The sequence below is a fragment of the Bradyrhizobium centrolobii genome, assembly GCF_001641635.1.
Classification (GTDB): Bacteria; Pseudomonadota; Alphaproteobacteria; order Rhizobiales; family Xanthobacteraceae; genus Bradyrhizobium; species Bradyrhizobium centrolobii.
Map to the genome: position 1 here is coordinate 1 of NZ_LUUB01000110.1, position 15,284 is coordinate 15,284.

Annotated in this window: 8 protein-coding genes and 1 pseudogene; 4 read left to right on the forward strand and 5 right to left on the reverse strand. The window is 57.2% G+C overall.

The genetic code is table 11. From position 1 onward, the window contains the following. The coding region (locus AYJ54_RS51730) for a hypothetical protein (RefSeq protein WP_210184085.1) at window positions 1-209 on the forward strand (209 nt) is incomplete at its 5' end. Between the two features lie 400 nt (window positions 210-609). Here the strand turns inward: AYJ54_RS51730 and AYJ54_RS40355 are convergent. Then, the gene (locus AYJ54_RS40355; RefSeq protein ID WP_063708071.1) at window positions 610-6,189 is read right to left on the reverse strand and encodes a trifunctional serine/threonine-protein kinase/ATP-binding protein/sensor histidine kinase; all 5,580 of its coding nucleotides are present in this window, start codon (window positions 6,187-6,189) and stop codon (window positions 610-612) included. A 960-nt stretch (window positions 6,190-7,149) separates the two neighbouring features. Here AYJ54_RS40355 and AYJ54_RS40360 point away from each other — a divergent pair. Both AYJ54_RS40360 and AYJ54_RS40365 read left to right on the forward strand, forming a co-directional pair. After that, a complete protein-coding gene (locus tag AYJ54_RS40360; protein ID WP_063681340.1) occupies window positions 7,150-7,926 on the forward strand; it encodes a bestrophin-like domain in 777 nt (258 codons plus the stop codon). 1,038 nt (window positions 7,927-8,964) lie between these two features. After that, complete coding sequence (locus AYJ54_RS40365) at window positions 8,965-10,185, forward strand: methyl-accepting chemotaxis protein (RefSeq protein WP_161491321.1); 1,221 nt, start codon at window positions 8,965-8,967, stop codon at window positions 10,183-10,185. On the opposite strand, the gene AYJ54_RS48360 is transcribed toward AYJ54_RS40365, so the two are convergent. Together AYJ54_RS48360 and AYJ54_RS40375 are read right to left on the reverse strand one after the other, a co-directional pair. Further along, complete coding sequence (locus AYJ54_RS48360) at window positions 10,182-10,604, reverse strand: transposase (protein WP_082906054.1); 423 nt, start codon at window positions 10,602-10,604, stop codon at window positions 10,182-10,184. The genes AYJ54_RS40365 and AYJ54_RS48360 overlap by 4 nt on opposite strands. 398 nt (window positions 10,605-11,002) lie before the next feature. Next, entirely contained in the window at window positions 11,003-11,962 is a 960-nt protein-coding gene (locus tag AYJ54_RS40375; RefSeq protein ID WP_063681364.1) for a LysR family transcriptional regulator, read from the reverse strand. Between the two features lie 1,060 nt (window positions 11,963-13,022). On the opposite strand from AYJ54_RS40375, the gene AYJ54_RS54180 reads away from it, so the two are divergent. Continuing rightward, window positions 13,023-13,310 carry a hypothetical protein gene (locus AYJ54_RS54180; protein WP_082906055.1) on the forward strand — a complete coding sequence of 96 codons (288 nt, stop codon included), beginning with the start codon at window positions 13,023-13,025 and terminating at the stop codon, window positions 13,308-13,310. A gap of 473 nt (window positions 13,311-13,783) precedes the next feature. On the opposite strand, the gene AYJ54_RS40385 is transcribed toward AYJ54_RS54180, so the two are convergent. Together AYJ54_RS40385 and AYJ54_RS48370 are read right to left on the reverse strand one after the other, a co-directional pair. Beyond that, window positions 13,784-14,227 (reverse strand): hypothetical protein, encoded by a 444-nt coding sequence (locus AYJ54_RS40385; RefSeq protein ID WP_136624271.1) that lies wholly within the window; start codon window positions 14,225-14,227, stop codon window positions 13,784-13,786. Window positions 14,228-14,271: 44 nt separating this feature from the next. Next, window positions 14,272-15,213, reverse strand: a pseudogene (locus AYJ54_RS48370) (IS630 family transposase). Window positions 15,214-15,284: the final 71 nt, after the last annotated feature.

A 15,284-nucleotide genomic window follows, 5' to 3' on the forward strand; every position in this document is an offset into this window, starting at 1 on the left:
ATAGGCGTATGGTCAGTCATACGCCTATGTCTTCATCCTTCATCATACCGCGCAAGGCGGTCCTCGCCGGAGCGATACCATCTTTCACGGCTATCGGCCAGTTCGAACTGCGGCCGCGGGCGCATGTCGACAGCTGGAAAAACCACGTCCACTGGGAGATCAGTGACATGCTTCTGTCATGTGGATCAATTGTCAGCGTTGGTAGTTGACAGATCGCGGCCTATTCGCATCTCGCGATAGGTCGATGTTGAGCTTCACTACTCTGTCACATTAATACCTTTTTCGCGGTTCGGACGGTCTATCTGTCTGTGGTTCGCCGGCCTGCAAGCTATCAGTCCCAACGACTAGGCCGTAGCGATCGCCTAGACGGTGTCTCGTGAATTGGGTGGCTTGATACACCTGCATTGAAACCGCTCTGCTTAATGTCGGCATGCGCAGCAGACAGATGATAAGATGCAGCACACCCATGACTGAGCTGTTCGGTCCTATCGCCATAGCAAGATCGCGCGGGACACTGATCTCTACAAGTTCCGTCTATTTGCCCAGTTCGATCCGGCTTTTAACGGACGACGATCGCTGAGACGCCTCCGTTCGACCTCGACAAAATTCTTAAGACGCTGTTAAGTCGTCCGCATTTCCAACGGAGTCGGTATCGTCTCGCTCTCCGGGCAGAGTGAACTGAAAAACTGCGCCCCGAGGCTCTTTCGCGTCCGCCCACATCCGTCCCCCATGGGCCTCGATGATTGAACGGCAGATGGCAAGCCCCATGCCCATGCCCTGGGCTTTGGTGGTGTAGAAGGCCTCGAACAGGCGCTGTATGCTGCTCCGATCCAATCCTGGGCCGGAGTCTCGCAAGCTGACCAGTATACTGTTCGATCCAGATCTAGCAGTACTGATCAGCAGTTTCCGCACTCCCTCATTTGCTCCGCTCATCGCCTCGACGGCATTGATGATCAAATTGAGGATCACTTGTTGGAGTTGAACCCGATCTGCTTGAATGAGCGGCAAGGCTCCTGCAAGCTGTGTTTCCACCGTGACACTATTGTTGGTCACTTCCGAGCGAGTGAGCGCTATGACTTCAAGCACTACGTCGTTGATAGCCAAGGGTGACTTCTGTGGTGGCGCTTTCCTGATTAGCGCGCGAATCCGACCGATGACCTCTCCGGCCCGCACACCGTCTTTCATAATCCAGCCGAACGTTTGTCGGACCCGCTCTAGATTCGGCGGCTGAACGTCGAGCCAGTTTAGGCCAGCCCCCGCGTTGCTGACGATTGCGGCGATCGGCTGGTTGACCTCATGCGCAATCGACGCCGTCAATTGGCCCATTGTGGCGACGCGGTTGGCGTGTGCAAGTTCGATAAGGGTCTCGCGATAGCGCCGCTCGCTTTCGCGGGCTCCGGCTTCCGCTCGCTTGCGTTCGGTCAAATCAATGACGAAAGTGACCCCTTGGTCCTGTCGCTCGTCGAAGGCAGCCGCCCCGATCAGCACCGGCACGCGGGTGCCATCCTTGCGGACGTACTCCTTCTCAAAGGCCTGGATAATTCCGGTCGCCTGCATTTCTGTCCGGGCGCGCGCGGTACGCTCATTCCATTCCGTCGGCGTTAAGTCGGTCCAGCGCACCCGGCCGGCGACTAGATCCTCTCGGTCGTATCCGACCATCTTGAGGAAGGCATGATTTGCCTCGATGATGTCGCCCTCCCCGCGGAAGATGAAGATCCCGATGATGTTAGCTTCGACCAGGCGCCGGATCTTCGCTTCACGTTCTTGAACTTCACGGTACAAACGACTGTTTTCCAGCGCTATTGCTGCTTGCGAGGCGATCAGCTTTAGCACCGAACTCCGGGCCAGCGCGAAGATATTGGGGGCCAAGTTGTTCTCGAGGTAGAGCATGCCGATGAGCTTGGCCTGAGTGAGCAAGGGCAGGCACAGAACGGAACGGGACTCGTGCTCGCGGATATAGGGGTCATCGGCAAATGAAGAGTGGTCAGCGGCATCGTCGAGAATGACATTTTCGCCGGTGCGCATTACATAATGGAGCACTGACTCTGGGAGATCTGCCCCGGTCACGGGTTGCTCGAGCGTCTTCACAAGGACTACTTGGCTTGTCGCAGTGGCCTCTGCCTCGATCCGCGGCTCATTCCCGCGCAGCAGAATCAGCAGGCCTCGTTCGGCGCCGGCTTGCTCGATGGCGGTTCGCATCAGCGTATCGATCAATCTTTGCAAGACGATCTCACCAGAAATCGCCTGCGACACTTTGATTACCGTAGCCAGGTCGAGATGCTCAACCGGCGCCCCGATGCTCGTGCCGGACAGGGCTCGAGCTCCATCTTCCTCATTCAAGAACGGATACAAATCGTCGAGCTGGCGCACTTTACCATCCGCTCCCCAACGCAGGTAGGCGTGCCGGGCATCTCTCAGGTAAGTGTGCGCGATCCTGTCAAACCCGCACGCAGCGTAGAATCGCCCCGCAAGTTCGCAGGCGATTGCCTCATGGTGGGGAAACCCATTCGCTGCCGCGGTTCGGATGGAGTGTTCGTAGAGGCGCATTGCATCTGCGTCACGGTTGTCGAGCTTCGCCATTTCCGCTGCGACCAGGGCAGCTCGGTGTTCAAAATTCTGGGGGCAATTTGCTGCCCAGGCCTGCAGCCGTTCGTAATGGGCGAGTATGATGTGTCGGTGCTGCTGTTCTACTCTCATCTCTGAGCTGCCGGATTGACAAGAGTGAGACAGCGCGCCGTAGAAATGAAAATCTGCCGTCGTGCCTTCTGTCGGTATGGTCCATAGTCGGGGTTCTGCCTTCAGCCTGGCATTGATAGCAGCAAGATAGTCACCGGCGAGAAAACGCGCCTGGAGCTTGCGGGTCCAGTAGATCGCCTCGAGGGCGGGTTGCGCGGGGCTATGCTCGAACGAGCGCTCGAAGGCCAGCTCCTCAAATTCCTGATCGTCAAAAGAGCCGAATGTGCGCGTCAAGCCGCGCATGGTCCGAACGAGTCCGAGCTGCAGAGTTATAATGTCAGCTGCGAAGCGAAACTTCATCCTTCGAATGGTAGTGAGGTTCTTCTCTATTTCGCTTTGTACGTGTTTGAGAGGATCGCCGGCGCTTAACATGTTTGCGGTCAGGTGAGCCAGGCTGTAGGCCTCATAGATGAGATCGCCAACTTCGATGGCTGCCTGGAACGCTCGCGAGATCAAGTGGCGACCCGCCCGGACATGTTTGATCCATGGCATCACGGTAGACCCGAACGCCAAGTAGACTGGAGCGCGAAAGCGGGCCAACCCGCGGTGATCGACCAGATCGCAGGCGAGCTGACCAAAACGATAAGCCCCTTGATAGTCGCCGAAGCGCCCCCCTAAGACTCTGCCGAGCCAAGCATAGTGCGCGCACGAAGCGTCAGAATTGCCGTTATCGAGGCTGAGATTCACTGCTCGGCATATGACCAATGTCGACAGATCGGTGTCTGTAAATACGGCGGGAGGCAGGATCCGCGTCAAGACAGCTAGAGTGCCAAGGCATGTCTCATCTGTCATTGAAGGCAACTCTGCGATCTTTTCAATCTCGCTATCAGCGAGCTTTGACCGCATCCGCTGATATTCTGATTGCGCCTGCTCCTGCGTTGGACGTGACGACCACTCGATGCCGACGCTACGGAGATACTCGAGACCTATCGCCACTGCGCGCTCGTTGCGGCCAAGCGTTAAGTACAGATCCACCTTCAAACATGCTACATTCGCTTGCTCGACCGCATTTATAGAGCGCATGGAAAGCGCCGACAGCCGTTCTTCCGCGACATCTAGCTCACCGATGAGGAATTCGCATTCGGCCCGATTCAACTCCAGTGCGAAGGCAAGTTCGTGCTGGCTCTGCCAGGAGTCTTTCGCGAGCAGCGCGATGCCAGCGATCAAGTATGTGAGCGCTGATGCGTAGGCTCCGGACGCTTTGGCACGCTGACCGGCGATCAAGTTGAACTTGGCGAGCTTCTCTCGCTCCTCATCGGAGGTTATTAAGGCCAGGCCTCGATCAAAATGATTGACGATATTGAAGATAGCCTCTTGAAGGCTTTCTGGCGGCGTATGGGCCAGGAGCATCCGGCCGATCCGAAGATGGGCGGGAGCGCGCGACGCCTCTGGGACCGACGAGTAGGCTGCCTCCTGGACGCGATCGTGGACGAAGCTGTAGGAACTTCCATGCCGCTCGATCATATCCTGACGGATCGCCGGCCAGAATGCCGCCTGTACCCGTGCCTGAGAAATGCCGAGAACAATCGAAAGCTCCGAGGCCTCGGCTATGTTGCCGAAACAGGCGAGCTGCCGCAGCGCATTCTGCGTTTCGATCGGCAGCCGAGTGAGCTTCCCCACCATCAGGTCCACCACATTATCGGTGTAGCCCTTGGCGTGAATGCGCTCAAGATCCCACGTCCAGCGCGCCGCGTTGTGATCGAACGTCAACAGTTCCTCTTCGGCGAGTGCAGAAAGGAACTGAATGACGAAAAATGGATTGCCAGCAGTCTTCTGGTGGACCAACTGTGCGAGCGGTTCTGCGAGCTTTGGCTCGCAGCGAAACGCATCCGCGATCAACTGCCCAACATACTCAGAGGTGAGTGGCGGCAGCGTGATCTCCTCGACGTTCTCGCCGGAGCTCTTGATCCTATCGAGCTTGCGCTGCAGCGGATGGCCCGCATCAACCTCGTTGCTCCGGTAGGCACCGACGAGCAGCAGATGCAGATCGGCCCCGATCAGAACATGCTCCAACAGGTCAAGCGTTGCGGCATCAAACCACTGCAAGTCGTCAAGGAAGAGTACCAACGGATGGCGCCGATGGGCGAAGACACCGATAAATCGGCGGAACACCAGTTGAAAACGAGTTTGTGCTTGTCGGGGCGGAAGCTCGGGAACGGCGGGCTGTTCCCCGATGATCAGCCTTAGATCGGGAATCAGGTCGACGATGAGCCGCCCGTTTGGGCCGAGCGCCTCCAGGAGCGCGTTGCGCCACGTCGCGAGCTCAGCGTCACTCTTGCCGAGAAGGGGGCGGACGACACCCTGAAATGCCTGGACTATCGTCGAATAGGGGATGTCACGCTTGAATTGATCAAACTTTCCAGACGCGAAGAATCCGCGCGACGGCACCAGCGCTTTATGCAATTCCTGAACAACGGACGACTTTCCGATGCCGGAATAACCGGCGACAAGCACTAATCTAGGCGCGCCGCTCTTCACAACGCGGTCGAAAGAGGCAAGCAAAGCCGCGCTCTCGGAAGCTCTCCCGTAAAGCTTCTCTGGGATCAGCAAACGATCCGGGGTGTCCTGCAAGCCCAGCTGAAATGGCCTGATACGTCCGTCGCTGGACCATTCGACGAGACAGCGCCGCAGATCGTGCTCAACACCAGCGGTCGTTTGGTAACGGTCCTCGGCAGTCTTGGCGAGTAGTTTCATGACGATCTGGGAGACCGGCTCCGGGATGCTTTGGAGTTTCTCTAGTGGTGCTGGCGGCTTTCTCGCGATATGACAGTGGATCCACTCCATAGGATCTGACGCGGCGAACGGCAGGGCGCCTGTGAGCATTTCGTAGAAAGTGACGCCGAGTGAGTAGAGATCACTGCGAGAATCGATCGATCGATTCATCCGCCCGGTCTGTTCGGGCGCCATGTAGGGCAATGTGCCGGTGATGAACTCGGGCGGCTCACTCGGCTGCCGCTCGCGCGGATAACGCGAAGCAAGACCAAAGCCGGTAAAGCGCACCTGTCCGTCGCGGCAATTCACCAGAATATGAGCGGGCTTCACGTCCTTGTGGACTAGGCCAACTCGATGGAGCTTGCCTAAACTTGCAGTGATACCCACGGCTAGACGCAAAAACCAGTTCAGCTCCAAAGGTGCGCCTAGCAACTTAATCAGTGGCTCGCCGAATGGATCCTCCAGAACCAAGGTGGTTCGGCCAGCTTCGCGCAGTAGCTCCAAGGGACGCACGGCCCAACGCCCATCGAGCTCATTCCTCAATTCATACTCATGGGCAAGACGGTCCAGCGTGGCGCGCGCAGGATGGGCTGCGGCCGGCCGTACGGCCAGCACTGCGTGCCGGCCACCCTCCCGACGCCACCCGCGGCGGAAGACGCAATCGCCGTCCTCCCATAGGACCTCCGAATCGTCATGCCCATCTATGTCGAACGGAGGTGAGCTGAGGGGATCCTGCGACATTCGAACGTCCGGTGAGGTTTGGACATGAATCTGCCACATCATGCGCCACATGACAATTTCCGCTCGTGCGCAGAGTTTGGCAATTTCGCTTAGTTGCGGGATAGGAGCCGGTCCCGGCCACCCGATCCTATAATGGAGGAAGCTGCGTCCGGGAGCCACCGGCCGGTGCGCCCTGTATCCTGCCAATATTTGGTCGCAAAGATTGCTCCGGCAACGCTTCCCGTCTCAACGGCAGCATGCCTTGCACGTGCGGGATTGAATAGCCCTTTCCGCTGTGAGGCCGATGGGTCCGTGTCGAGAAAGCATGACGAAGGCCCGCTGATTCCGTTTCAATACCGGCCCGACCTCACGATCAGTTTCCGTCGGCGGCAAGAAATAACGCAGAACCGAAAAATGGCACTCCGCCAATTTATGCACGGAACTGGGTGCGTACTCTCTGATGCCGACCCGTTTGTACGACCGCAGCGAATGTCGTGATGCGGCGCGAAAGCGGAAAATCGTTCTTCAAGGCGGCGCTTTGGTGCAGAACCTTAGCCGTCTCTAGGACTTCTGACATGGATGAAGCGCATTAGTTCAGCGCGGGGGTCGAACTCAAGATCTGCTAGAACCGAGATGACAGCCTGCACACCGTTCCTCACTTCCGCCGTGTGTGTCACGTATCGCGATGTATCTTGGGCGCGGCATCCGTCTCGTTTGCGGAACATAAGACTTCACGTAGGCTGGCGGCATCATGCGGACTAGGTGCTGCAGCGAGCTAATCCGCCGTGCCCAGAGTTGGCGCGTGCAAAAGCCTTGAAAAGATTCTGAGAGAATTATGATCCTTAAGCGGACGAACCCAGTCGTGAACCATCTCGTCGCGGCCCCAGGGTTGTGCTTTCACGAGCAATACATTATTGGGCCCCCAATGCTCATAAGTTCTAATCAGATTCTCCGCCTTGCAACAGAGGATCCGCTAACCCGATGATCAAAGCTTGGCTGGACTTTCCGATATTTGAATTGTTCGCGGTTCTCATTACCCTTTACGCAACGACTGGCGCTCTCATTGTAATCGCGAGTTTCAGCACTGCAACGATTGTGCTGGTGCGCCGCGTAGAAGGCGTCGTCGCTCCGTTTTTCGGCACGGTCGGAGTGTTGTTCGCGTTCCTGACCGGATTTCTGGCCAACGATATAACCGAGCGCAACCGTCAAGCGGTCTGCGCGGTGCAAACAGAAGCGGCGGAGCTACGTAACGTCTACGCTGTTAGTAACGCGTCCGTCTCGGACATGGGCAGCCTCCGCTCAGTGCTTGCGAAATACGTCGCCGCCCTCGTGGACGACGAATGGCCGGCGATGGCGCGGGACCAGGAGGCCCATTCGGTTGTGTCCGCGTATGACGCCCTGCTGCGAGAAGTGAGCGATCCACGGATCGCTCAAACAGCGGGCGGGGCAGTGCAGACGGCCTTGCTAAATGCCGCAGTCGGAGCGGGCAGCGCGCGCTCCGAACGGCTCGCGTTGGCCTCCGACCGCACGATCGATGCCAAATGGGTTCTCGTCCTAATCCTTGGCGTGGTGACACAGATATCGATCGGGTTGGTACACTTGAGTAAGGCTGGTGCGCAAATTGCGGCGCTAAGCGTGTTCTCAATCGCGGTCGTGATGGCGCTGGGACTCATTGGTCTGCAAGAGCGTCCTTTTTCAGGTGACATCCGAGTAGAACCAGGACCTCTGGCTGAGGTCGCCAAAATCGCAGTGGAATGAGGATGCATCAGCTTATCGCGGTTAACGCAAACCATTCCGGCATTGTCGCAGCCGGGAGATTTGCGTAACCGCTCGCCCCTGCGCTTGAGCGAGGACGAGAAGCTGGCGCCTCGCCTCTCACCCACATCATCCCGTGAGACCTCACGCGGGTCTTTGGAGACGACCTGGCCGGCGAGCGCCAATACAGCGGAGACGGTCGAGTAATATTTGTCATGTCCACGTCGTTTGACGACGTGTTCGGGGTGCGGCGGGTGAAGTCTGCGCGACCAAATCGAACAATGGATAAGTGGGCTAATGAGCGAAGCGTCTCGATCTTCGAGAGATGTCGTGTGTTGGAACAGTTCCTGATGTAATTGGTAGCTTGTCGTGAGGGCAGGCAGCTGGCTGGTCTAGATGAGTGCGGGCGTTACGCGGTCGCTTGTCCGGCCTGATCTGCATTGCGTTCTGGTGAAAAGGCCGTTGAGCGTCGCAGCGGTCCTCACGACGGCGTTCCGAGCAGCGCGGCGTACCCGTCCTTCCGGCTGACGAACGATTCATTCTGCATCGAGCGATTATCTTCGATATGACGCCAGAGCTAATGTTATTCTCGTGTAGGTCTGCTGACAGGCACGGCATTGGAGTGTGAATGAAGTCTCCTGATGCGGCTGGATAATAATCGGTCGGCTCCGCTTGATCGCGCCCGCACGTTGTTGCCGAGCTTTCAAACTGCGCGCCGAGCTTTCCTCGAGCAAGTGCAGATATACGCGGGTATACTCAACTATACGCTGGTATAGGTGTGCAATAGGCCGCCGGATCGGCGGTGCGCAAGAGAAAATCTTAATTGAAATTCGATACGACCACTTATGTTGGATTCAAGCGGCGGTCGGAATTATGTGGCACAATCGGATATCAAATCTCGCTCTGGCATTGTCGGTCCCAGCGGCAACAGTTGCGGCTAATGCAGATGCGCTGTCACTTCACTTCTGGGGCGGACTCCTTCTCGGCGGTTTGATGTTGGTCCTTTCCTTCGTGATGTCCACGAGACGGGAGGCGGCAGCAGTGACCTTGGACGAAGCGATGGCGATCAAAGCTTTCGAGTCGATCAAAGATGGTATTACAATTTATGATGCCGACCGGTGTGTGCTCGGCAACGACGCTGCAGCCCACATTCTCGGGCTGTCCAATGCAGAAGAACTGAGAGGATTGGATATCGCTTCGCTTTCCCTGGATCCTCAACCGAACGGCAAGACTGTTGCGCAGATGTTTGAAGAGACCAATGAGGTTGTGATGAGGTCAGGCCACGTCGCGATCGAATGGTGGCTCCGGCGCAAAGATCAGACCGCCATTCCGGTCAGGATTAGTCTTGTCGTTTCGAAATTCAAAGGCCGTCCTATAGTCGTGTGTGTTTGGCAGGACATAGCCGATCTGGTTCGTATGCGCGAAGAAAGGCGAAGTCTTGCAATGAGATTTGATAGCGACGTGTCGCGGGTCGTCGACGTTGTGGCGAGCTCAATGCAGGACATGAAAGCGGTTGCATCAGAAATTACAGCTTCGACGGACGATGTCTGTCATCGCACTAAAGCCATGAGAGAAATGGTGAAAAAGACCGAAGAAAACTCCACTGCCGTGTCTTCGGCTGCCCAGGAATTCTCAGCCTCGATTACCGAAATCAGCCGACAAGTGTCGACGGCAGCGAACATTTCGCAATCTGCGCGCGACAAGACTGTGCACGCTGAAACAACATTAAGTGGGTTGGTTGAGTCGGTGACGAAGATCAGCAGCGTCGTCCAAATGATCGAGGGCATAGCATCGCAGACCAATTTGCTGGCGCTCAACGCCACCATCGAGGCAGCACGAGCTGGCGAAGCGGGTCGAGGCTTTGCAGTGGTGGCGGGGGAAGTGAAGAATCTCGCTGCACAGGCAGCAAAAGCGACTAGCGAGGTTGATACTCAAATTCTCGCTATCCAACAAAAGACGGAACTGGCGACTGCGGCGATGGGTGCCATCGCTGACATAGTCGATAAGGTGCAGGAGATCTCGAGCAGCATATCGGCAGCGATAGAAGAGCAATCGGTTGTGACGAACGACATCTCAAGAAGTATCACCAACATCAGTGCTGATATGCGCGAAACATCCCGAGATATTGACCAACTAAATGATGCATCGCGCGCTTCTGGCTTATCGGCGGGTCATGCTGTTGGGAAGATGACGCATTTGAGCAGCAATATCGCTTCATTGCAGGGGCAGGTCAGCGACTTCTTGACAAAAATAAGAGCTTAGGGCGTCGGCTCATAAACCGTGATCCAGGGGCGGGTTGATGCGAGTGAGACCGCAGCGAGGAAGTTGCGTGCGAGCTTGTCGAAGCAGGGTGCGATGCGTGTGGAATGCTTGAGCTTGCAGAAGAAGCGCTCGACTAGATTGCGCTGGCGGTAGATACGGCGGCTGACGGAGCATTGGACGACGCGCTGACTGGTGGAAGGGACATGAGCCTTAGCGGCGCTGGCCAGGATCATGTTCAGGACAGCGTCGGCGTCGTAGCCACGGTCGGCCACGACATTGCGGCATTTGAGCCCTTCCAGCAAAAACGGCGCAGCACGCAGATCGTGAGCCGGACCGGGGGGTAGCACCAGCCGAACCGGCAATCCTTTCTCATCGATAGCGGCGTTGATCTTACTGCTCAGTCCACGAGGACGGCCGATGGCGCGATCTTCGCCCCCTTCTTATGCCCCTGCGCGACACCGCGTGACTTGTCGGCAACAAACGCTTGATCAAAGCTCATTCACCAATCGCTCAGGTCAAACCGCGCCATCTCACCCCCCCATCTCTGCGGGGAGAGAATCGCTGTTCGCGCGCTAACGGAATCCCGCTATGAGTACATTCGCAGGAAGAAAAAAGCGTGATTGGCCCCATTCGGTTTGATGCTAAACGGGACAATGCGGCCTCCCGGCTTCGTAGTCAATCGGTGGCGCGACAACATGATCAAAACAGTCGAATAGACTCGACGGCTAACGTACCCCGCAACCCGTGCATGAACATAAAATGCTCTGCGAGGCCGCTTGGCAATATGAAGCGTTCACAGGCTGCATTTCTCGGTACGCTAAGAGCGAATCTCGGCTTGCTCTGGAGTGTTGGAGGCGGCGTCGCGCGGCGAAGCCAGGCGAGCGGCTTCCTCCACCAAGACCTGGCGCATCCAGATGTTTGCTGGGTCGGTATTGTGAACTGATGGCCATTGAACCGCCTCGGTAAAACCGGGAAGTGGTAACGGAAGCCTCGTGATCCGCAAAGGCATCGACTTTGCGAAATGCTTCACCAGCGTTAAGGGCATGGTCGCTATTCGGTTGGTGCCAACTAGCATGTGAGGGATCATGCTAAAGCTCTGCACGACGACTTCCACACGTCTCCTGACGCCGTGTTCTTGCATAAACCATTCGTCTACGGAGGGCACGCGAGAACGCCCCAACCTGACCGCAACGTGTCCCATAGACATGTATCCCTCGAATGTAAGCGGCCGCGATAGCTGCTTGTTCGAGCGGCAGCCCACGCACACGAGTGTCTCGTCAAAGAGCGCCACTTTTGGATGCACGTCCGACATGTATAAGTCGGGCACGATAAGAAAGTCGATTTCGCCGCGTTGGAGAGGGTGATCGAACGGGTCCGCGTGAGGTGTCAACTCGAATCGGATCCCGGGAGCATCTCGCGCGACACGCTCCACCACATTCCGGATCAAAACGATCGTAGCGAAATCGGAAAGGCTGATCCTAAAGCGTCGATCAGATTGACTTGGCTTAAAGGTTTCTCGGGAAGTAATGGAGACTTGGATGTGAGCCAGAGCTTCGCGAGTTGGACCCGCGAGGGCTTCCGCGCGCGGTGTCGGAATAAGTTCGCGGCCGCGCATTGTAAAAAGGTCATCTTTGAAATACGAGCGTAGGCGCGCAACAGCCGCGCTCATGGCCGGCTGGCTTAAGTTGATCCTGCGTGCTGCCGCCGTGAGATTGCGCTCGGTCATCAGAGCATCGAGCGCGACAAGCAGATTTAGGTCCAAGCCCCGGAAGCGCATCGTCATCTATCCGCAGTGTAGATTTATCTCATCCAAAGAGGCGATTTTACCAGTTCGCGCTGCGCCGGTTAGGAAAACCCCAGCCTTTGAGCAACGGGCAGGTTTCGGAGAAAACAAAGCGTGGCGCTGCAGGTCGCACGGCAGGGTGATGTCGTCCGCGGGCGCGCGGAATCGCTCGAGCTTTATCATCGTGTCATACTCGAAGGGCATCGCGTTGAAGGCATTTTCGATCGTCCCCGCGAACGGTCTCTCAGCGCAAATACGACTAGGCGTTGTGCCCTGCTTCGGAAGACGATTCCGCGTCACCAAACTGGTCGCACGCATCAAGGCCCCTTTCGAAGGTCGGGCGGAGCATATGCGGCCGCAACGACCGACATCGTCCTATCCCGCTCGCTGACGACGTTATCTGTAAATTCGGTGTGCAAGCCAATGTTTGCTGCGGCGAGTGCGCCGACGTTGCGGCGTCCTCGCAGAACCAACCTCTGCGAGAGAAGTAGTACAGCATCAGCGCTTGCCGTGGCAACTAACAGCCGCGACAATACTGTCGCGAGAACCAACGAATAAACCATCGTATAGTGTTTCCATACATTCCGATAGCGCGTGCGTAGTGCGACGTGACTGGGCAAGCCTGTCGTCTTCTGCCGTCCTAGTTGAGCCGAGTCGTCGCCAAGGCTGGGCACTTAGCCGGGCTGGACGAGGCCGCACATCCCAGAGTGCATGCACGTGGTGCTGTAGGAGAGCACTTTGCTTTTCGACCGCTAAATGCAGGGACAGTAACTGTTGGATGCGGCGAAAAAGAAAATTGAACATATCGGGAAGGGACTGCCCTTCGAAGGCGCGGCACAGAGCGCCCTCTATGCAATAGGCCGGTAACGGCGATTTTCCTACGACTGTATCGAGCGAACACAATCGTGCTCCTCCTTGATCGCCTGATGCGTACCTAAGGAATGCAGCAAGAAGAAGGAGATCCATTCATGCGACCTCAACTAACGTGGAGGACGTGCTGAGAAAATGAGTTAGAGGTCGCCGATCACGTCGAACTATCTGAGTTGCGAATTCGATGCGAAGCCCTTTGAAGGCAATCGAAGTTGGCCCCCGGGCGAGATCAGAGCTTCGCCTAATTTGCTACGATGACGGCGGCGTAGCAGGGCACGCGGGCGTAGTATTACGCCGCTTCATCAGGTTTGGCGAAGTCGATGGGTCGAAATCGGATTGTATGCGGTGCGTCCGGATGTTGAGGGGCGCGGCATCATGCTGGAGCAATATACCTGCTGCAGCCGGCACTGCAGACTTCTGCCGCTCCTTCGGCTTTCGGGCTGCCAGGCAAGCGTTGCAAAAAGCACGTTGAGCAACTCGACCGCTTTATTCATTGCAGCTCGATTCTCTACTTAAGAAGTTGAACGCGCGAACTGCAGTGATGGAAGTGCGCAGGGGGGTTCTGCAAGTGACGGTGCAGTGAGTGTATGTGGATCAGCCCTCACTCGAATGGAGGAAGAGGTGAAGGCGCGGAGAGAAAGGATGAGTGGTGAGGCACAAAACGGCATCGCCCGATATACTTAGGCGCCCCGTTGCCTTCGATTTTCTGTTCGATGTGATCGTCATGATCGCCTCGTGCGTCGTTCTGGTATGGGGATCTGTTGTGTTGTGACGCGCCCGCCAGCGCGCGAAATTGCCGCCGGAGAGGATAGTGCTGAGACTCTTAGGAAGGGTCTTTTTCATTAGCCAGTTGAGAGCCAGACGGCCAACAACTTAGCCGAACCCATCGAGTCCAGGATTGCTTTCGCTTGCTTGTAGCCGTGGCCCGTAATGATGTGCGACAAGTCACCAATCCCATACACCCCTCGGGATCAGCATTCGCAGCTTAGCATTTTCGGCGAGTTGCTGTTCGATCCACGAACCACCGAGAACTCGGCAAGTCTTTACGCCAGCCGCTTCAAAGGCCTTGCAGATCTGCGCGTCGGCCTCGCCGGAAACGCCACCATTGGTCATAATCACATAGTCTTCGGCGAGGCCCTGCTTAGCGAGCGTGGCGGCCTTCGGCAGTTCATCTTGAAGCGCCGCAAGAGTGAGGTTCGCCCCAGGCTTGCCAATGCACTGGATGGTCGATTTCGCGGTTTCACCGCTATCGCCGTTCCACGTTCCCAGGAAAGCGCCGTCGCGGCCGCCATCGTTCGATCCGAGAAACATCTGGACAGGCCGCTTTAAGACTTCGGCTGTGACGGCGCAGGCAAGGTCTTGGAAGGCGTTCCAGCCGAGCTGGGTCAAGTCGTAGCTCACGTCAGCCAGTGCCGCCTTAGAGCATGCTGCGTTTATACGGAAACATATCCTGAATTTTTGAGATAATTGGCGCACTCCTCGTTGGAGAAGAGATCGAGGAGTTCGCCGACCTTTCGCCAGGTTGCCTCGACGTCGCGTGGCTCTGCGGCTCGGATCAGGTGTTTGAGTTTGGCGAAGACCTGCTCGATCGGATTGAGGTCGGGACTGTAGGGCGGCAGAAAGAGCAGATGGGCTCCCTTGGCGCGGACGGCGTTGCGCGCCTGCTTTCCCTTGTGACTGCCGAGGTTATCGAGGATCACGACCTCACCCTTTGTCAGAGTGGGCGCCAACACCTGTTCGACATAGAGGGTGAAGAGCTCACCATTGATCGGGCCATCGATCACCCAGGGCGCGCAGATCTGATCGTGGCGCAATGCCGCGATGAAGGTCATGGTCTTCCAGTGTCCGAAGGGCCAGATGCCTGGAGACGCTGCCCACTCGGCCCCCAGCCGCGCAACGGTGCCATGTTGGTCTTGATCCACGTCTCGTCGATAAAGACCAGGCGCGAAGCGTCGATCCTGCCCTGATGGGCCTTCCAGCGCGTCCGTTTACGGGCGACGTCGGGACGATCTTGTTCGGCTGGCAGCATCGTTTTTTTTGAAGCTCAGCCCTTCGGCGTGCACAAACGTCCACACCGCCCGGACGTCTGTCTTGATCCCGCGCACCGCCAGCTCCTGTGTCAGCTTCCGCAAGGTGAATGGCCCCGAGCGAATGCGCTTGCGCAGCCAGTCGGCATTAGCGCCGGACAAAACCGGCTTCTTGTGACCACCGATCTTGCCGGGCGAAACGCCTCCGGTCTCCCGCCGCAGATTCTTCCACTTCGTCACACAGGAAGGACTGATCTGAAGCGCTTCCGCAATCGAACGGACGGTCTCGCCGGCGTCAGCCCGCGCCAGAGCGCGTTCGCGAAGGTCTTCCGAATAGGGTCGCGTCATCCATGCTGGCCCCCGTTCTCCAGCATGGAGTTTGAATCAGAAATCTGTCCCGCTGGGAATCCCGATTCCGG